The organism is Sporosarcina sp. ACRSL, from assembly GCF_022346605.1.
GTDB lineage: Bacteria > Bacillota > Bacilli > Bacillales_A > Planococcaceae > Sporosarcina.
Genome location: NZ_JAKRNT010000005.1, coordinates 77,480 through 96,527 on the forward strand (window position 1 = coordinate 77,480; position 19,048 = coordinate 96,527).

The 19,048-nt window shown below is 43.5% G+C and carries 21 protein-coding genes; 20 read left to right on the forward strand and 1 reads right to left on the reverse strand.

Annotated features, from left to right (window positions below; genetic code table 11):
- Positions 1 to 23 precede the first annotated feature (23 nt).
- The 14 genes from MHZ92_RS08835 (at position 24) to MHZ92_RS08900 (ending at position 10,714) form a co-directional block, all read left to right on the forward strand.
- Entirely contained in the window at positions 24 to 236 is a 213-nt protein-coding gene (locus MHZ92_RS08835; RefSeq protein ID WP_239431317.1) for a hypothetical protein, read from the forward strand.
- A 26-nt stretch (positions 237 to 262) separates the two neighbouring features.
- Positions 263 to 1,678, forward strand: a complete 1,416-nt coding sequence (locus MHZ92_RS08840) for a vWA domain-containing protein (protein ID WP_239431318.1) — start codon at positions 263 to 265, stop codon at positions 1,676 to 1,678.
- Between the two features lie 9 nt (positions 1,679 to 1,687).
- Positions 1,688 to 3,646: a hypothetical protein gene (locus MHZ92_RS08845; RefSeq protein ID WP_239431319.1), complete on the forward strand. Its 1,959-nt coding sequence runs from the start codon at positions 1,688 to 1,690 to the stop codon at positions 3,644 to 3,646.
- A gap of 66 nt (positions 3,647 to 3,712) precedes the next feature.
- A complete protein-coding gene (locus MHZ92_RS08850) occupies positions 3,713 to 4,093 on the forward strand; it encodes a hypothetical protein (protein WP_239431320.1) in 381 nt (126 codons plus the stop codon).
- Positions 4,086 to 4,751, forward strand: coding sequence for a hypothetical protein (locus tag MHZ92_RS08855; RefSeq protein WP_239431321.1), 666 nt, complete (start codon positions 4,086 to 4,088; stop codon positions 4,749 to 4,751). Before MHZ92_RS08850 ends, MHZ92_RS08855 begins: the two co-directional genes overlap by 8 nt.
- A gap of 16 nt (positions 4,752 to 4,767) precedes the next feature.
- Positions 4,768 to 5,211: a hypothetical protein gene (locus MHZ92_RS08860; RefSeq protein ID WP_239431322.1), complete on the forward strand. Its 444-nt coding sequence runs from the start codon at positions 4,768 to 4,770 to the stop codon at positions 5,209 to 5,211.
- A 54-nt stretch (positions 5,212 to 5,265) separates the two neighbouring features.
- Positions 5,266 to 5,856: a hypothetical protein gene (locus MHZ92_RS08865; protein ID WP_239431323.1), complete on the forward strand. Its 591-nt coding sequence runs from the start codon at positions 5,266 to 5,268 to the stop codon at positions 5,854 to 5,856.
- Between the two features lie 117 nt (positions 5,857 to 5,973).
- Positions 5,974 to 7,635: a hypothetical protein gene (locus MHZ92_RS08870; RefSeq protein ID WP_239431324.1), complete on the forward strand. Its 1,662-nt coding sequence runs from the start codon at positions 5,974 to 5,976 to the stop codon at positions 7,633 to 7,635.
- Positions 7,636 to 7,638: 3 nt separating this feature from the next.
- Positions 7,639 to 8,235 (forward strand): hypothetical protein, encoded by a 597-nt coding sequence (locus MHZ92_RS08875; RefSeq protein WP_239431325.1) that lies wholly within the window; start codon positions 7,639 to 7,641, stop codon positions 8,233 to 8,235.
- A complete protein-coding gene (locus tag MHZ92_RS08880; RefSeq protein ID WP_239431326.1) occupies positions 8,232 to 8,579 on the forward strand; it encodes a hypothetical protein in 348 nt (115 codons plus the stop codon). Before MHZ92_RS08875 ends, MHZ92_RS08880 begins: the two co-directional genes overlap by 4 nt.
- Positions 8,576 to 9,241: a hypothetical protein gene (locus MHZ92_RS08885; protein WP_239431327.1), complete on the forward strand. Its 666-nt coding sequence runs from the start codon at positions 8,576 to 8,578 to the stop codon at positions 9,239 to 9,241. Before MHZ92_RS08880 ends, MHZ92_RS08885 begins: the two co-directional genes overlap by 4 nt.
- Positions 9,229 to 9,636 carry a hypothetical protein gene (locus MHZ92_RS08890; protein ID WP_239431328.1) on the forward strand — a complete coding sequence of 136 codons (408 nt, stop codon included), beginning with the start codon at positions 9,229 to 9,231 and terminating at the stop codon, positions 9,634 to 9,636. The genes MHZ92_RS08885 and MHZ92_RS08890 overlap by 13 nt, the downstream gene beginning before the upstream one ends.
- A gap of 17 nt (positions 9,637 to 9,653) precedes the next feature.
- The gene (locus tag MHZ92_RS08895) at positions 9,654 to 10,070 is read left to right on the forward strand and encodes a TadE/TadG family type IV pilus assembly protein (RefSeq protein ID WP_239431329.1); all 417 of its coding nucleotides are present in this window, start codon (positions 9,654 to 9,656) and stop codon (positions 10,068 to 10,070) included.
- Positions 10,067 to 10,714: a pilus assembly protein TadG-related protein gene (locus MHZ92_RS08900; RefSeq protein ID WP_239431330.1), complete on the forward strand. Its 648-nt coding sequence runs from the start codon at positions 10,067 to 10,069 to the stop codon at positions 10,712 to 10,714. The genes MHZ92_RS08895 and MHZ92_RS08900 overlap by 4 nt, the downstream gene beginning before the upstream one ends.
- 45 nt (positions 10,715 to 10,759) lie before the next feature.
- Here the strand turns inward: MHZ92_RS08900 and MHZ92_RS08905 are convergent, their stop codons facing one another.
- A complete protein-coding gene (locus tag MHZ92_RS08905; protein ID WP_239431331.1) occupies positions 10,760 to 11,995 on the reverse strand; it encodes a cytochrome P450 in 1,236 nt (411 codons plus the stop codon).
- 229 nt (positions 11,996 to 12,224) lie between these two features.
- Here MHZ92_RS08905 and MHZ92_RS08910 point away from each other — a divergent pair, with 229 nt between their 5' ends.
- The 6 genes from MHZ92_RS08910 (at position 12,225) to MHZ92_RS08935 (ending at position 18,944) form a co-directional block, all read left to right on the forward strand.
- A complete protein-coding gene (locus tag MHZ92_RS08910) occupies positions 12,225 to 13,826 on the forward strand; it encodes an ABC transporter substrate-binding protein (RefSeq protein WP_239431332.1) in 1,602 nt (533 codons plus the stop codon).
- Positions 13,827 to 13,915: 89 nt separating this feature from the next.
- Positions 13,916 to 14,833, forward strand: coding sequence for an ABC transporter permease (locus tag MHZ92_RS08915; protein ID WP_239431333.1), 918 nt, complete (start codon positions 13,916 to 13,918; stop codon positions 14,831 to 14,833).
- A 60-nt stretch (positions 14,834 to 14,893) separates the two neighbouring features.
- Complete coding sequence (locus MHZ92_RS08920) at positions 14,894 to 15,775, forward strand: ABC transporter permease (protein ID WP_239431488.1); 882 nt, start codon at positions 14,894 to 14,896, stop codon at positions 15,773 to 15,775.
- A gap of 14 nt (positions 15,776 to 15,789) precedes the next feature.
- The gene (locus MHZ92_RS08925; RefSeq protein WP_239431334.1) at positions 15,790 to 16,779 is read left to right on the forward strand and encodes an ABC transporter ATP-binding protein; all 990 of its coding nucleotides are present in this window, start codon (positions 15,790 to 15,792) and stop codon (positions 16,777 to 16,779) included.
- A gap of 1 nt (position 16,780) precedes the next feature.
- On the forward strand, positions 16,781 to 17,839 hold the full coding sequence (locus MHZ92_RS08930; protein ID WP_239431335.1) for an ABC transporter ATP-binding protein: 1,059 nt from the start codon (positions 16,781 to 16,783) through the stop codon (positions 17,837 to 17,839).
- A complete protein-coding gene (locus MHZ92_RS08935; protein WP_239431336.1) occupies positions 17,808 to 18,944 on the forward strand; it encodes a M20 family metallopeptidase in 1,137 nt (378 codons plus the stop codon). Before MHZ92_RS08930 ends, MHZ92_RS08935 begins: the two co-directional genes overlap by 32 nt.
- Positions 18,945 to 19,048 lie beyond the last annotated feature (104 nt).

Here is a 19,048-nt window from a genome sequence, read left to right on the forward strand (position 1 = left end):
TTTATTTAAGGAGAGAATTGGAAATGAAACAAAGATTAATGTTGGCTTGGACGAAAATGATGTTCCCGGTAAAGAACGAAAAAGGGGCGCAATCTTTGGAGTGGTTAGGCATTGCGGCATTGCTCATTTTGGTGCTTGGGATCATTTCGACTGCTTTAAGCGGTGAAAAGGAAAATATCGGTAAGTTGGTTACGAAAATCGTTACGAAAATCGACGGAATGGTAGGACCAGAATAAGAATAGAACTTGATAAAGGAGTAGTCATGAATAGAAAAAGATATGTTGCATTCACCCTCATGCTCATGCTCCTTTTAATAGCAGCGGCATGTAGTGATAAAAGTAATAACAACGAAAAAGTTGTCGCAGAAGATCCGACCACATCAGACGCAAGTGAAGACAATGGAAAAGGCGAAGGGAATTCCGACGATGATGAGGAAGCCGATGGAGACCCGGTTGAAGAAGTGGCTGCGGCTCCACTTCCCCAATCATTGGCGGAACTTGAAGCAATGCCTACAGGATATACAGAGTTTATTTCTATCCTCGATGAAGAAGGACAGAAGAAAATTGATGAATTGACGGGTCATTTACCTGACATTTCAGGAGAACATTCTCAAAATGAATTAGATCATTATTACAATGAATTGCTCGCAGTCTTCCAACAAGATTTCAAGGGACCGGATGAGCTGATCGCGAAATTGAAGTTCCAGTCGATCGGCAGTCCGGATATTGAGAATCCCCGAATGCAATTCAAGGAGAATTTGAACGTCTTAGTCATTTTGGACGGCTCAGGTAGTATGGGGAAAAATATCGGCGGCCAAACGCAAATGGAAGCGGCGAAAAAGGCGATCGTCCAGTTCGTCGGAAATTTGCCGGAGGAAGCAAATGTCGGTCTTCGTGTCTACGGACATAAAGGGACTGGAAGTTCTGCCGACAAGGCGATGTCATGCTCTAGCAGCGACTTGCTCTATCCACTGCAGCCATATGAAAAAAATGCGTTCAAACAGTCGCTCGATCAAGTGAAGCCAGCAGGTTGGACACCGACTGAACTTGCTATTACGGAAGCACAGAAGGACTTGGCCAATTTTGACGGGGAAAATAACACGAATATCGTTTATCTCGTCAGTGACGGCATATCGACATGCGATGATGATCCAGTTGCGGCTGCAAAAGCCCTCTATGATTCGGATATTACACCGATTATCAACGTCATTGGTTTCAATGTCGATAATGATGGACAGCGCCAATTGAAAGAGGTTGCTAAGGCAGTGGAAGGGACGTATCAAGATGTCCAGGATGCTGCATCCCTCCAAAAAGAGTTAGACCAGGCAAATGAAATTGCAAATCAATGGGCCACATGGAAAAAGAGAGAAGCCAATAGTCTGGATCATCAAAGGCTGAAAAAAAAGCTGGAGATATCTAATTATGATGTGGATGAATACAGAAAGATTATCGACGAGCGAGATCAAGTCGGCTTTACATTGCAATATTTCTATCAGACAAAAAAAGTGATGTCCCGCGAAAGCTATGATTATCTCCGTTCGAAAAATAAGGAATACCATGATTGGATTCAATCGCAATATAATGCACTCAAAGCTGATTTGAAGAACATGAATGAAATGGAGTACAGCAAAGCGATTCAAGCACTCGAGGAAAAGTATCTACAAAACTCTCCTGATTAAGAAAGGAGGATGAATTTGAAGAGTAGACAGTTGAGAAAGACGTTCGCCATCTTTATGCTGTCAATCATTCTGTCTTGGACCATTTTGCCAGGGATTGCGATGGCAGACAACTGGCTCAAAGCCGGAAAAGCAATTAATGTTCCGGACCCGATTACCGGAGGTGAAGCAATCACAGGTGGGGAGTCATATACAGGCGGGGAATTCATGGCCCCTGGAGATGTATATACGTATGGCTCCTCCTATGAAGGAGTGTTTTCCCTTACATCTGGTACGATCATTATTCCTATTACTGCTAAAAACAATGGATTGTTTTTAATCCCAAGCACGTTGAACGGGACGGAATACGGCGAGTTCCTTAGAGCGGGAGATCTCATTTCAGGTGGACAATCGCCGACTACCGGACAGATTCCGGGCTCCGTCGGAACGGCACCTACATCCGGTGAAGCGGTTAACGGCGGCGAAGGTCCGAATGGCGGGCAAGCGGGGAATTCAGGTGACACCCTGACTGGAGGAGAAGGACCGAACAGCGGTGAAGGTGCAAAAGGCGGAGAGGCCTCTACTGGCGGCGATGGACTGTCCGGCGGAGAAGGTTCAACCGGTGGTGATGGTCTGTCCGGAGGGGAAGGCTCTGCCGGTGGTGATGGTCTGTCAGGCGGAGAAGGCTCTACTGGCGGTGATGGTCTGTCCGGCGGAGAAGGTTCAACCGGTAGCGATGGTCTGTCTGGTGGAGAAGGTTCAACCGGCGGTGACGGTCCAATTGGTGGAGAAGGTTCAACCGGTGGTGATGGTCCAATTGGTGGAGAAGGTTCTACCGGAGGCGATGGTCCAACAGGTGGAGAAGGCTCTGCTGGCGGTGATGGTTCAACTGGCGGCGAAGGTTCTGCCGGCGGTGACGGTCCAACCGGTGGTGATGGCACTACTGGGGGCGAAGGTCCAAACGGTGGAACAGGTCCGACAGGAGGAGACGGATCAGCCGATGGAAAAACTGGCGGCGGCCCAACTATAGACAGTGAACAGAGCCATTCCGGCAGCAGTGGGTCATTAGATGAAAGCGATCCATTTGCGGGCGGACCATCAATGTTGAATGCACTTGTAAAGTCTACCGACGGTTCGAGAGGAATTCTCGGTCATATGGTAGGCGTGCTAAGGGACGTCAAGACATACTGGTTTGGTTTTGGTGAGAAATTATTAGGGCCACTAGCAGCCTATCAAGCCAATTTTAATATAGTTCCAGATGGAAAAGGGAACTACAAGGTGATGGGGCAGAGATATCTAAAAAACTCAGTCCTCAACCATTATTTTCAAAAATTCAAAGAGTATACGGTTGACGGTAAAACAAGGAAATTGAATGTTCGGTTAGGTCAGGACCTACTTGATGATTATCATGCATCTAAGAAGTTGCCGATTGAAGGGAATCAAAATAAAACCAAGTGGCAACTGGCTAAAGATGCAGCAAAATCCAGTGTGGACGATGCTATTAACGTAACAAGTAAGGGTTTTTGGAAGCCTTCCAATATCGCTAAACTCAATGGACCACTGAATGTGCTACTAAGTTCTGCAAATAGCCTCATTGACTATTCTGATAGTAAGTGGTCTGCGGATCCTGAAAAGTCGAAAAAAGGTTATCTATCGACAGACTTTGCTGCAGATATTACAACTGACGTCGCCATTGGTGTTGGAATTACTGCCGCTTCCTCATTAGTCGGGAGCATGGCTGCTGGTGCAGTTGCAGGAACTCTTGTACCTATCCCAATACTCGGGACTGCAGTAGGTGCAGTTGTTGGCTTAGGCGTTGGATTGATTTCTACTGCTTTGTTAAACACGAAGACGGGTCAGGCTGTCAAACAATTTGCTAGAGACAGTGTAAAGGCTGTTTATGATGGAGCTGTTGAGACGGTGAAAGGTATATGGAATTCTGGTAAAAAGTTTTTTGGCAACATGAAGAGCATCTGGGGTTGGGGTTCTTAATGAATGAAGTCTGTTGGCTGACAATCCAGCAGACCTTCATTCCATTTGGGAAGGACGTGGGATTGAATGTTTGAAACTAAAAAATTTTTACAGGCGGTTGGTCTGTCATTACTTATTTCAGTAGTCGTATCTACAATCCTAGGGCTAGTCCAATTTGAACATCAAATGGTGTTTCTAATTATTCAAATGCTATCGTTTTATGGAACGATGGGTTTTTTTGCAGTTGTTTTTAATCCTAAAACTCCATTCATAGCATCCTATCTCGGAGCCCTCATTATCGCAATGCTAAATATACTATTTGCCAATTTTGTTTTTGGAATATGGATGTTTGTTAATCCAACCAGTATTAATAACATCCTTTCATTTGCTGTCCTAACTGCATTAAGCGTTACGTCCATTACTTTGTTTATTAAAAATAGAAGTGGTGAGAGATTTGCCGATGTTTAAAGATGTCCTAGATATATATAACCGTAATCTGCTTGATATTCTTTTCCTTATGGTTCTCGTAATTCTACCTGTTACTAGCTTAATTTTCCTAGCAATCATTTACTTCGGTATTGAATTTGACGGGGAGCTCTCAGTATTTTTTGTAGGCTATAGCATTATTATCAACTTCATCATCTGTCTACCACCTTTCCTATGGCTGACATTGAAAGATCTGAACGATGAAAAAGCAGGGTTGAAAAAATGTCTTGCATTCTTTGCCACTCAATTCGGCCCCCTTTTATTTACTACGTTTTTATTTTATTCTATAGCAATTTATACGAGTTGGATGATGCTTGTACCGACAATCATCATTTTACTGTTCACAATGATTTATCCGTTTTTCTCTGACTTTCCAACGTTGAAAGAGATGTTTATCCAAGCAAAAAACAAGATATTTGAAGAGAATATTGCAATCGTTGTTGACTTGATCATCATAACTTCGACGCTAGTTTTACTCTGGGCGGGAATGACATACTTCATGCAAAACTTCGATAATAATATTATTTCCTTCATGCTGATCCGTTCCCTATTAAATATGGTTATATTCCCGTTCCTGTATATTTATTTGACATTGCGGTACAGGGATACTGAAGAAGAATTTACGATGATCAATGTATAAGGAGAGGAGATTCAAGATGGAAGTTTCTGCGAGCAAACAAAATGAACAGCCATTGCTAAAAAAAGTACCCATTTGGTTGATGATTCTTTTAAGTGTATTGTCTCTAGGCTTTTATCTGGGCTTTTGGCTACTGAATAGAAAAAGAGATCTGAATGCATTGCAATCGACTAACCATATACCTTTCACTTTGTGGACGATTTCTACAGTACTCCTAATCGTCTTTTTCTTTCTGAACACTTTCAACCACTTCATTTTTTCGAATATAGGTTATTTATACGTAGAGTCAATGGATACTATTTTCACTTTTTTCTTTATTGGACTATTGTATTACAGTGCTTTCAGAATACGGGAATTAATTGAAGAGACTTCAACGATTACGTTTAATAAATATCTCTTATTTTTCTTTCATATTTTTTACATCCAATATAAAGTCAACCAAAATACTGCGGCAAAAGCTTGAGTATTTTCGCATCGTTAAGGAATCTGTCGTGAAAATAGAGGAGAATGACCAATGATGTCACAAAACAATGTAGCGAAACCAATCGCGGAAAAACGTCTGGGATTTACTGTTGTCTTGCATCTCTTTTTAATACTAGGAGCAAGCGCCATTCCAGAAGGCCGTTTTTTCTTTTGGCTTGCCATTAATCTAGGTGTAGAGGCTTTAATTATATTTCGAGTACTTACGATGTGGAATCGATACAAACACGAAACAAAGCGTTATTATTCCATCCAAGTGTATTGGATGCTTATAGGGTTCTCGATTTTCACAACAATGCCTTTTGTAAGAATGAGCTATGGAACAGCAGCTTTCTGGCCACTTCTTATCGGCACTATACTACTCTTCCTATTAGGACATCTCTGGAAGGAGAGTATAGGAGAGGTCTTTGTGAACCCGCGCAAGGTAAAGCAACTCGTAATGTGGCCAACAGCTCTAGCGGGGATAGTAATCATTGGTATTGTAATCATGGCAGTTCTACGAATTAAATCGGTACATCCGAACGTCGGTATAGTTGTCTTTTTATATATGCTAGGGGTATTTTCAATCTTCATAGCAAATCCATTTTCTCTATCGGAGGAAAGGATAGAGAAACTAAAGGGCGAATGAAGAAGTTATATTTTGCATCCGCTTTGAAGAACAGGAAGCAAATCAACATAGTGCAGCAATCCAAGCAATAGCATAAAAATATCTACAAAAACTCCTGGCTAAGGAAGGAGGATGGACTTGAATAGTAGACAGATAAGAAAGACGTTTGCCATCTTTATGCTGACAGTCATTCTGTCCTGGACCATTTTGCCAGGAATTGCGATGGCAGACAACTGGCTAAAAGCCGGAAAAGCGATTAATGTTCCGGATCCGATTACCGGTGGGGAAGCAATCACAGGTGGGGAATCATATACAGGCGGAGAATTCATGACACCTGGAGAGGTTTATACATACGGCTCTTCGTATGAAGGGGTGTTTTCCCAGACTTCGGGTACGGTAATTATTCCGATAACCGCTACAAACAATGGATTGTTTTTAATTCCAAGTACATTAAACGGTACGGAATATGGGGAATTCCTCATTTCCAATGGTCAATCACCAACTAACGGACATGTTCCTGCTTCTGTTGGAACGCCTCCAATATCCGGTGAAGCGGTTAGTGGTGGCGAAGGATCAAATGGAGGGGAAGCCGGTAATTCTGGTGGCAATGTAAATGGTGGAGAAGGTTCCTCGGGCGGTGAAGGTACGAACGGGGGTAATGCAGGTACCGGCGCCGAAGGACCAAATGGTGGTGACGGTCCAAACGGTGGTAACAAAGGAACCGACGGTGAAGGTCCAAACGGCGGTGATGGGTCAAAAGGACGCAACGATCCGAATAGCGGCAATGGTTCTGCCGGTGGTAACGGTCCAAACGGAGGGAATGGGCCGAACGAAGGTGATGGTTCCACAAGTGGAACAGGTCCATCCGGCGGTTCAACCGGTTCAGGCGAAGGAACATCCGGCGACGCGACAGGCGGGGGTCCGACGATTGACGCGCTAATCGCAGCACATGGAATAGCTAAAGACGTTAAATCATGGAACGGGAAACGAAAAACCTACTTAAAACTATTTGACGGCATATTGGCTACCGCGGCAGGCTTCAGGATTACGGACTTAAAAACGGCGCCGGGAAATAAAAATCTATACCGCGTAGATGGCAAAGCCAAAATACTGAAGGGTGATAATTTCTTCAGTAATTGGGTGAACAAACGTTACTCTGATTATCTAGGTTCCTTTGAAAATAGAAAAGATGTTGTCAAGGGTGATAGTAAAGGCGAGTATAAGCGGAAATGGTATGAGTTAAAAAAACAGACGCACAATGACGTAACTTATGCTCCACGTACAGATAGCGAAATTAAGCAAAAGCATCTCCAAGGATTTTTGAAAGAAGTCACATCGCCCGGCAAAATTGGCAAGGAAGTCAAAGACTATTTAAAATCCAATTGGGTGCCGAACAAAGACTTTTTTAAACTGAAGACAATGATGAAAGGTAACGGTCTCACCAATGTCGTATTAAGTGTCGGGACCCGCCTCATTCAAAATTACAATGATCCGACTAGGACAGGGATGGATTTAGCTGCAGGGATTACAACGGATGTCATCGTTGGAACAGCATCTACAGTCGTTAGTGCTGGTGCTGGATGGGCTGCATCTGCCATGACGGCTGCTGCAGTAGGAAGTGTTGTTCCAGGTGTCGGAACAGTTGTAGGAGTTATAGCAGGTCTAGGATTTGCAGCTCTAACCCAGACAAAAACAGGTAAAAAAGTAGTTGAAAAAATCGAAGCAGGTGTGAAAACAGTCTTCGAAGGTGCCAAAAACCTTGGGAAGAGTCTGTTTAAAAAGTTAGGTTGGGGGTCGTAAGTGATGGGAAATCCATTCAAGGCAATGATAATGGGATATTTTTTACCGCTATTGGCAGCGGGGATTGTGGCATTCGTTCCAGATTATGACGAACAATTCATAAAATGGGCTGCAGTGATTTTTGTCATTTTACTGGCGATGCCAATCGTATTATCATTCCGATTCCCATCAAATAAGGAGAAAGCGTATCGGTTGACACTTACGTATCAATTGTACGCTTTCACCTTCCTTTTCACTTTTCCGCTATTGAAAGTGTTAAAGGAAAACATCGTTTTTCAATTGTTACTAGTCATTGTATTCATTAGTATTTACTTTTTGGCTAGATACGACCAACGAACGGAAGTGCCGATTGTTTACCCGGACGGAGATAAAGAGAAAAAATGGGTGGCGTATGTCTACTATGCCATTCCGTTTTTGCTGATCATTCTCGGATTCGGAGGAAACTACATAATTACACGAACAGCTTTCCAGCTCTTTGGCAATGAATTCATGATGCCATACGTTTCAACTATACTCTATCTGCTTTCATGCTGGCTTCTATTCCTGTTAAGTTCGGTTGCCTATAAATCCCACGTGAAGGAGGGGTATTTGGAGAAATGAAATACATACAAGTGTTAGGGATTGTAACAATCGCAATGATTGTCTTCAGCTTTGTCATGGTTCTTGTCATCCCGGATTATTTAATCCATTCCATCATTGTCATGGTCTTTTCGTACGGTTTGTTAGGGTATCTATCCCGCTCGTTTCAATTCCCTTACTTTACCGCCTACATGCTGGCATGCGCATTGGTCATTATCAATATTCTGTTCTCCCATTTCTTTTTCGAGATTCCTTTATTATTTGAACCGGATATCGCATTCTTCAGCTTTGTCAATGCTTGTGGAATTGTCATTGCAAGTGTGTTCATCTTTAGGAAAATGGAAGCGAGGAGGGCTCATAGTTGAGAGAGGCAGCTCAATATTACAATGAACAGCTATTGAAGATTGTTGCGTATGGGCTAGTTGTAATGGTGCCTGTATGGCTGATCTTTTCCAATTATAGTTTACTCCTATTTACCGTCGATTGGGCAGGCAGCGAAAATGTGATAAATGTATTATTGAATATTCTTATGTTCGTCATTTTTGTTCGACCGCTCTTTTCTTTATACAAAAGAGCGAGTGTTAGCGAGGAATTGGAATTCAAAACAATGCTTAAGGAATTTATTTGGTCAATTGGACCACTTTTGTTGATGGGCTTAGTTTTTTCAGTGTTAGTATACGGTGGGATATTTGCATTCTATGTTCCAGGAATTCTTATCTTACCAATTTTATTCATTTTACCTTTTATGTATAGCGGCACGATTTCTATTAGAAAGTGGATTCGAAATTCCGTTGATTTCTACATAAACCATTTCATACAAGTATGGGTACAAATCATCTTATGGGCATCCATCGTGACATTGGTATGGTCAGGCGTGCTATACGTTACTTCATTCTTAGAAATGAGTTACGACGCATACAACATAACACGATTGGTTTTCTCATTACTCATTTTTCCCTTTATGGTATTCTCATTATCTGAAAAATTTCTAAGCATGACTGGAGAGGTGGAAGAATGGGCGAACTAACATTTAAAAAGACAAATACCGCTCTCGCTGTTGTGTTGACGAATGTGACATTTGGAGTCTATGTCCCATATTGGTTCATTTCACGTAGAGAATCGATCGGCGAGCTAGGAAAAGTTCAAGTGAGCTACAACTGGCTGAAATTCCTATATGCTGTATATGCCTTTCTTGCGTTCTATTTCGTTATCGGCGGGGCATTCCTTACCGAAATGGGGACGGATTTTGTCGAGACATTTAATATTATCAATACGTTCATCGGGCTTGGCATCACATACTATTCGGTTTTCCGTGTCGCCGAGGCGATTGAGGAGAAAACCGGAGACGAAATTTTCAACCGGGTACTCTTAATTTTATTCCATATTTGGTATTTGCAATACAAAATCAACAGACACGAATGATTGAAGGGGTGTTTACGGTGAAAAAGTTTAAGTCCATTCGTAATGAAAGAGGATCGATGAGTATCGAATTCCTAGGCATTCTTCCTTTCTACTTCCTGTTTTTCATACTACTATGGCAAGTTGTCGCGTCGGGCTATGCGGTGCTCTGTTTGAAAACTGCTGCGAACGATGGTGCACAGGCATATGCATTGTCGGGTAGTTATAGTGACGCAGTTAATGCTGTCAATAAATCGATCGGCAAAAGCAGCGTGCTAATAATTGATAGCGTGGAAGTTTGCCAAAACAACGACACTGAATACTGCAATCCACCATCTAAAGATAGTCTATTTGATCTAAAGATTTCAGCGAGTCATCCTCTTGAGGTTATTCCAAAAAAATGGAGGCCAACGATTGACTTCGAGGCGAAAGCAACAGGCAAGGTGCTACTCCATTGAAGTATTTAAAAAATGAACGTGGAAATGGTTTAATATTTATGCTTTGGATCATGGTCGTTTCGATTGCAATCTGCGTAATTGTGTTGAATATCGCTAAAGTATACATCGTCAAACAACAAGCTGCGACCGCTACGCAGCAGGCTGCAATTGCGGGAACATTGGAGTATGTAAATGCAGCCAAAAAGGCGCTATCTGCTTTCGATGACCTCTTGGTAGAGGAAGATACTGAAGATGAAGATATCCTATCATGGACCGAACTTGTGGATAAGAAGGCGGGTGAGAATGAAAGTCGTGGACAGTTAAAAGAAATTGCGTATATCAATGCTTTAAATGATATTTTTCCAGTTATAAAAAACGTTTATCCAGATGATTACCTACGTATTATGGAATCTAATTTGATTCCTATTGAAGCAGAAGTGAGAAATACTGTGGAAAAAGTTATCCTTGAAAACGATGGCAATCTTAAACGCTTTAAGGTGAACCTCGTACTTCCAGATTACCGCATCGAAGTAAAAGCGTCCGTTACTTATGAATCAATTACGGATTCTTCTGAGGAATTCATTGAAAGCATGGAAAAAGAAGTTCGGCAAAAAGGTTCCGGTCCGCCCCTGCCTTTTTTAAAAGGAGTAATAAGTGGCTGGTAGTCTTCACATAAAAAATGCCAAAGGAAAAATTCCTCTGGCAATTTTTTATTTGGTTTGAATGATCATCCGACTCGCCGGAAGCGTCGGCATGCGACTCATATTAATCGACAAATCCTGGTCTTTGACAACCGAGTAGTCCAACTCCTCTACAAGAAAGGACAGACTTGCTTTTATGATCGCGACGGTTATTGCCTCCCCTGGACAGCGGTGGCCGCGCGCAGGATCTCCGCCGCCTTGTGGTACAAAATTATACGGGGACACGGTTTCTTCTATAAAACGGTGAGGATTGAACTGATCAGGCTGATTCCAACTCTTCGGATCGTGATTTGTGCCATAAAGATCGATGAGAACCGAATCGCCTTCCTTAAATTGATAGCCTCTCCATTCAAAATCATGGCGTGCCATCGCTCCTAGGAATGGGGCAAATGGATAATACCGACGGATTTCCTGGGCGAACGCCTCCATAAATTCAGCATCGGCACCTTTTAACTTTGTGCGGTATTGTGGAAAGTCATGAAGAGCCAGTGCCCCAAAGACGATGAACCGTGCAACTGCCACAATCGGTCGAAGGATGTTGATCAATTCCACTGCGGCAATTTGTGCGTCCAATAACTGCCCGTTCTCATCTTTATGGATTGCGATGGTTTCCAGCGGATGATCTCCGTCCGCGACAGCTCCCGAACGGTATTTTTCAATCAAAGAACGGATCCATTCCTCTGTCCGTTTCCGAGCTCTCCGGCCTTCCCGATATCTCGGCCCGACTCCTCCGAACGCATCGATTAAAGCTCCTAAATCATAAGCCCGCTGTGACACTTCAGATTCTTTCAGAGGCACGCCCGCCCACAAACAAGCGACTCGGCATAACACTTCTTCAGCCTTATCGAATAAAATGACTTCTTGTCCGCTCTTCCATCGACTTGCTTCTAATCTCCATTGTTCCAATGTCAATTGGTGGACGCGCCTTACCGCGGCCTCCGTCATTAGCGATAAAAATATGAGCTTCCGAACTTGATGCGCCGTCCCATCAAGCGTTTGCACTCCGCCTTCTCCAAACAACGATTTCTGAATACGCTTCGGAACAGCGCCCTCCCGCTTGAAACGGGAATCATCATAAAACAGCCTAACCGCCTCAGGGCCTTTCATACAAATCATCTTTTTCCCCATCAATCTCGTCTCGAATATATCCGTACCAAATTCATCGAACCGATTTCGCATAAAATGGTATCCTTCTGTCAGTAAATCAGCAGAATGATCGAGCCCTTTATCCACTGGCATTGCCATTTAATCATACAACTCCTATTCACATTGGTATGTTGTTAATATTCCCTACTTCAGTGGTTGTTAACGGTGAAAAAATGTAATAATCCATAATGACTAGTCAGAAAATACTATTTGATTCCGTTAATTTTATATATTCTAAAAACATATTGTATTCCGCTGTAAATTCATTTAATATTATCTGTAATTATTCACGAAAGTGTGAATGAATAGTTTACTAGGGGGGCAGAAGATGAAAAGAAGAAATCTATTATTTTTTGCAGGAACGCTATTAATGATGTTGTTATTAGCGGCATGCAGTGGCGGGAAAGATGAAGGTGCAACAAGTAATAATGATTCATCGAGCAAAAATAATACCTCTAGCAGTAAAGAATCATCCGGCAAGACAGAAGAAAATCGTACATTAACGATCGCAATGGGGTCGGATATTGTTAGCTTTGATATTCACAATCATAACAATACGTCGACAGAAGCGGTCCATGATAATATGTTCAACTATCTTTTCAAAAGGGATGACAACAACGTCATTCAACCGGAACTCGTTGATACATTTGAGCAATTGGATGAATTGACTGTGCAGATGAAACTGAAGGAAGGCGTGAAGTTCCATAATGGCGACACCCTTACTTCTGAAGATGTCAAGTTCACTCTTGAGCGGGTTGCAACAGACGAAACATTGAGAGAATATCCTAACTATAAGCAAATTAAAGAAGTAGAAATTGTGGACGAATTGACGTTCAAGGTCATCACACATGCTCCTGAGCCGTCTTTGTTCCATAGATTATCAAGACTTGGCTCTAGTATGCTTCCGAAAAAATATATTGAAGAAAACGGATGGGATCATTTCCTATCGAATCCGGTTGGAACAGGTCCATATAAATTTAAAGAGTGGAAAAGGGACGACCGCATTGTAATGGTTCCATTTGAAGACTATTTTGAAGGAAAAGTAGATGAGTGGGATGAAGTAGTCTTCCGTATCATTCCGGAAAACTCCACTAGGGTTTCCGAGCTATTGACGGGCGGAGTCGATATTGCCGTTAATATTCCACCAAGTGATTGGGATCGTGTCGATAAAAATGAAGGTACGTCAATGAAGAAGAATACTTCCAACCGTACAATCATGTTAATTTTACGGGCGACGGAAGGGTATCCGACTGCCGACGTCCGAGTTCGTCAAGCGATTGACTATGCCATCGACGACGGATCGCTCGCCGAGCATGCATTGAAAGGCGGCGGAACTCCGACACGTACACGAGTCGGCCCGGGTAACTTCGGCCATAACCCTAAATTATATGACACTTATAATTATGATCTCGAAAAAGCAAAATCGCTTCTTGCAGAGGCTGGTTATCCGGACGGCTTTGAAATGACATTGCATTCACCGCGCGGACGTTACTTACAAGATGCCGAAGTAACAGAAATGATCGCCGGTATGCTTGCTCAAGCAGGTATTAAAGTGAACATCGAATTCATGGAATGGAGCAACTTCACTGAAATGCGGACAGCGAAGAAGAATAAGGATGCATACCTTCTCGGATTAGGAAATTCCATGTTCGATGGCGCCTATGCGGTTGACTGGTACCGTGCAGAACGGTTCGTAGGTGAAACGGATTATAAAAACGATGAAATCGAGGAATTGCTAAATGCTTCCGCTTCAAATATGAATTCGGATGAACGCGAAGCGCAAATTCAAAAAATCGAGGAAATCGCGGCCGAGGATGTACCGCACGTACAGCTTTATCAGGAAACGATCAACACTGGGGTTAGTGATCGGATTGAATTCAATCCACCTCAGGATGAAATGATTTACGTTCCGAAAATCAAACGGAAATAGAACCTGATTGTAGGGCCGGGGAGCAAATTTCCTGGCCCGTTTCTTTTAATTTGGAATTTGGGGTTGTAAAACCGACTAAGGAGGCCACTATGTTTAAATTTCTTCTGAAACGGATTCTTGAGTTCATACCCGTTCTGATCATTATTTCATTTATTGTCTTTTCGCTTGTTTTCATAGCAGGAAACCCCGTGGCCTTGATGCTTCCCGAAGATGCTAGCCAGGAGGATATCGAACAATTGACGATAGCGTTAGGGCTTGACCAGCCATTTATCGTCCAATATGGAAAGTATATGTTAGGTCTCGTCCAAGGGGATTTCGGAAAATCATTCAGATATAATACCGATGCTTTGCCATTAGTTCTTGAACGATTGCCTGCCACATTGGAATTGGCAGCAGCGGCCATGATCATTGCAATTATTATTGCGATACCACTCGGTGTATGGTCTGCTACGAAGAAAAACTCTTCATTGGATTTATTGGCAACTGGTGGAGCGGTCATCGGGAAAGCAATGCCGAACTTCTGGCTCGGAATTATGTTGATCTTATTGTTCTCGGTCACTCTAGGATGGTTTCCAGTATCAGGTAGAGGAACAATGGCGCATTTGATATTGCCAGCGATCACTCTTGGAACGGGAATTGCCGCAGAAATGACGAGGCTGATCCGGTCCAGCATGGTGGAAATATTGAGCCAGGATTATGTAAGAACCGCAAAAAGTAAAGGGCTTCGAGATTTCTTTGTTGTGTATAAACATGCATTCCGGAATTCACTCATACCCGTTGTCACCATTACCGCATTGCAAACGTCGACGCTTGTCGGCGGCGCGTTAATTACTGAAACGGTCTTCTCATGGCCGGGACTTGGGCAACTTCTCATTCAGGCCGTCAATACGAGGGATATGGCAATCGTACAGGCAAGTGTGTTCATTATCGCGATACTGGTCATCTTGATGAATCTACTGGCAGACATTGTGTATCGAATTTTGGATCCACGAATCAAATACAGTTAAGGGGGGAGTCAAATGTCTGCAAATCTACAAACGCATGCCGCAGATAGCAATGTCAGTGCAATGAAGAGTAGGGGAATTTTACATTTTATTACTCGTTGGCTGAAAATGCTATTAAAAAGTAAAACAGGCACAGTCGGTTTCATCATTGTCCTGTTTGTATGCTTCGTGGCAGCTTTCGCAAATTTCTTAGCTCCACATGATCCCGCCCTCATCAATCCGGCTAAAATGCTGAAGCCCCCGTCCTGGATGGAAGGTGGCGATGAAGCGCACTTGCTTGGCACAGATAATCTTGGTCGGGATATTTTGAGCAGAATCATTTACGGTTCAAGAGTTTCCATAATCGTAGGCGTAGCATCAGTCATTCTCGCTGGAATGATCGGCATCGTCGTCGGCCTTGCATCTGGCTATTATGGCGGATGGTTGGACGCGGTTCTGATGCGAATTGTCGATTCCTTCCTATCCATTCCGAATATTTTATTTGCGTTAGTCTTCTTGGCGGTATTTGGACCGAGTGTGCCGACGTTGATCATCGTTCTTGGGGTAACGAACTGGGTCGCGTACGCACGGATTGTGAGAGGAGAAACTCTGTCCATAAAAGAAAGGGAATTTGTGAGAGCAGCTCGTTCCATCGGAGTTCGAAATGTGAAGATCATTAGTCGACATGTTTTGCCGAACGTCATCTCATCGTTTATCGTCATCTCGACGTTGAGTGTTGCGACGACAATCATTTTGGAAGCTTCGTTAAGTTTCCTAGGGCTCGGCGTTCAACCCCCGACAGTGTCATGGGGAGGCATTTTGAGCGACGGGCGTGATTATCTTGCAACGAGTTGGTGGTTGGCGACATTCCCAGGGGTTGCCATAACGATTACGGTGTTAGGCATCATTTTCTTAGGCGATTGGCTCCGTGATGTATTGGATCCTCGTTCGCAAAGCAGAAGTTAAGGAGGTGTAGGGAAATGAAGACAGGAACGGCTATTTTAGATGTAGATGATCTACATACCTATTTCAGAACGGAACATGGTGTCATACCTTCTGTAAATGGGGTGTCCTTCGAAGTGAAGGAAGGGGAAACGTTAGCTATTGTAGGGGAGTCGGGTTCAGGTAAAAGTGTCACATCACTTTCCATTATGGGGCTGATCGAAGCTCCCGGGAAAGTGGAAAAAGGGAGTATTCGATTCGAAGGGAAAAACTTGACGACACTCGGAAAAAAAGAGTACCGGAAGTTACGGGGCAATGAAATTGCAATGATCTTCCAAGAGCCGCTTTCTTCGTTGAATCCTTTATTCACAATCGGTAATCAGCTTTCCGAGTCTATTAAGTTGCATCAAAAAGTAGATAAAAAAACGGCGAAAGTGAAAAGTATAGAAATGCTTCGCCACGTCGGAATTCCACGGGCGGAAAAAGTGTATCATTCATTTCCCCATGTGTTAAGTGGCGGGATGCGGCAGCGTGTCATGATTGCGATGGCATTATCATGCAATCCGAAGTTGCTCATTGCAGATGAGCCGACAACGGCATTGGACGTAACGATTCAGGCTCAAATTTTGGAGCTGATGAAAAAGCTCGCAAAAGAAAATAGCACTGCGATTTTATTGATTACTCATGATCTCGGTGTTGTTGCCGAAATGGCGGATAAAGTCGTCGTCATGTATGCCGGCCAAGTTGTTGAACATACCGACGTCTATACGCTGTTCAGCAAACCGAAGCATCCGTACACGAAAGGTTTGCTCAATAGTACACCGAAATTCCACGAAACAGACGAGGTCCTTGAATCCATTACCGGGACAGTTCCGACTCCGTCAAACATGCCGACAGGTTGCAAATTCCATCCGCGTTGTCCGTTCGCAATGGACGTATGCACGTTGAACGAACCGGCATTGAAAGAAGTAGATTACGACCATAAAGTGAGATGTTGGCTGTACGAGGAAAAGGAGGATGCTATTTAATATGGGTACGTTAAAAGAACATCCGCCTTTATTGACAGTGGAAGGTTTGAAAAAGCATTTTGAGATATCGGAAGGCATTGGCAAAAAGAAACTCCTGAAAGCTGTCGATGGAATCGATTTTACGGTTTATGAAGGAGAAACTCTTGGAATCGTCGGCGAGTCAGGCTGTGGAAAATCGACGACCGGCAATTTACTAGTGAATTTGCTTGATAAGACAGAAGGAACCATCATCTTCAACGGCAAAGACATGGACTCCCTCACAAAAGAAGAGGTAAGGAAATCACGTGCCGACATCCAAATGATTTTCCAAGATCCGTTTTCTTCATTAAATCCACGTATGCGGGTCGTCGATATTATCGGGGAACCGTTGAAAACACATACGACGATGAAGAAACGTGAAATACGGGAAGAAGTATTCAAGCTTATGGATGCTGTAGGACTTGACAGGTCTTACGGAAAACGGTATCCACATGAATTCAGTGGAGGGCAGCGGCAACGTATCGGCATCGCCCGAGCGATTGCACTGCGTCCCAAATTGATCATTTGTGATGAGCCGGTTTCCGCTCTGGACGTCTCCATTCAGGCACAAATTTTGAACTTGTTGATCAAACTGCAAAAGGAATATAAACTGACGTTCATTTTCATTGCACACGGATTGCCGGCTGTTAAATATATAAGCGATCGAATTGCCGTCATGTATTTAGGGAAAATCGTAGAAATTACGACGAAAGCTCAATTATTCAATAAACCTATGCACCCTTATACGGTAAGCCTCGTTTCCGCTGTCCCGCTTCCAGACCCTCACATTCGGGATAGAGAAAGGGTGTTGCTCGAGGGGGATATCCCGAGCAACGTCGATATTCCGTCCGGATGTAGATTCCGGACGAGATGTCCATATGCGGAAACGAAATGTGAGCTCGTTGAGCCCGAATTGCAGGAGCTCGAGGATGGCCATTTCACCGCTTGCCATTTTCCGTTGAATATCGATGGTTCCGACATATTGTCGAGTAAAGAAAGGGTGGGAAATGTTGAAGGAATACTTGCAAACGAAACAAACTGAAATGCTTCAGCTGCTTGAGAAGCTCGTTAATATCGATTCAGGCTCTACACATAAAGAAGGAATTGATGAAGTGGGCGGGATATTGAAATCGCTATATGAGGAATTGGGATTCGAAGTCGAAGTGATCGAAGAGCCCAAAAACGGAAATAATATGGTCATCACATATCAGGGGAACGACAATCCGACAATGCTCGCGGTTGCGCATATGGACACAGTTTTCCGTGTTGGAACGGCGAGTGAAAGGCCGTTTACGATCAACGGCGATCGGGCATATGGACCTGGCGTTATTGATATGAAGGCTAGTCAGGTAGCTCTTCTCTATGCACTTAAGGCATTAAAAGAAAAGAATCCTACAGCACTCGAGAAAATACAAATCATTTTGAATGGTGATGAAGAAATCGGATCATCAACTTCAAGGCCGCTCATTGAAAAGTACTCGGAAGGCAAAAAGTACGCCCTTATTATGGAGCCTGCTAGGAAGGATGGTTCACTCGTCACTGCGCGTCGTGGCGGCGGACGTTACTCCGTTTATGTGAAAGGGAAGGCCGCTCACTCAGGCGTTGAACCACAAAATGGAATCAGTGCAATCGAAGAGCTTGCCCATAAAATCATTAAACTGCATGCGTTGACGAATCACGAAGAAGGGATAAGCGTCAGTGTGGGTATAATTGAAGGAGGAGAATCCGTCAATACGATTGCGCCGACTGCCGTGGCCCATGTCGATGTAAGGATCACATATATAGAACAAGCTGAAGTGCTTGACCAAAAAATAAAGGAAATATGCGCAACTTCCGACGTAGCCGGTACGTCGATCGAGCTCGAAGGCGGCATTAACCGACCGCCAATGGTGAAAAACCAACAAACGATAGACCTTTTAGAAATTATCAAGGAAACTGGCGAAGAATTAGGAATCAAAGTAACTGATGTAGCAACAGGCGGTGGTTCCGACGCCTCCTTCACCTCTGCCATGGGAGTTGCCACGATAGACGGATTAGGGCCAGTGGGAGGAAATACACATAATGAGGATGAATACTTGGAAATCCCTACATTGGTGGAAAGAACGAGTTTGCTAGCTGAAGTAATTCGTAAACTTGCAGACCAATAACGGAAAAGAAGAGGTTCCTGGACTTATCCCGCATTAACTGGCAGTAAGACTCCACTAGGGTGGAGGTCAACTGCCAGTAAATGCCCGATTGGTTCAACTAACAC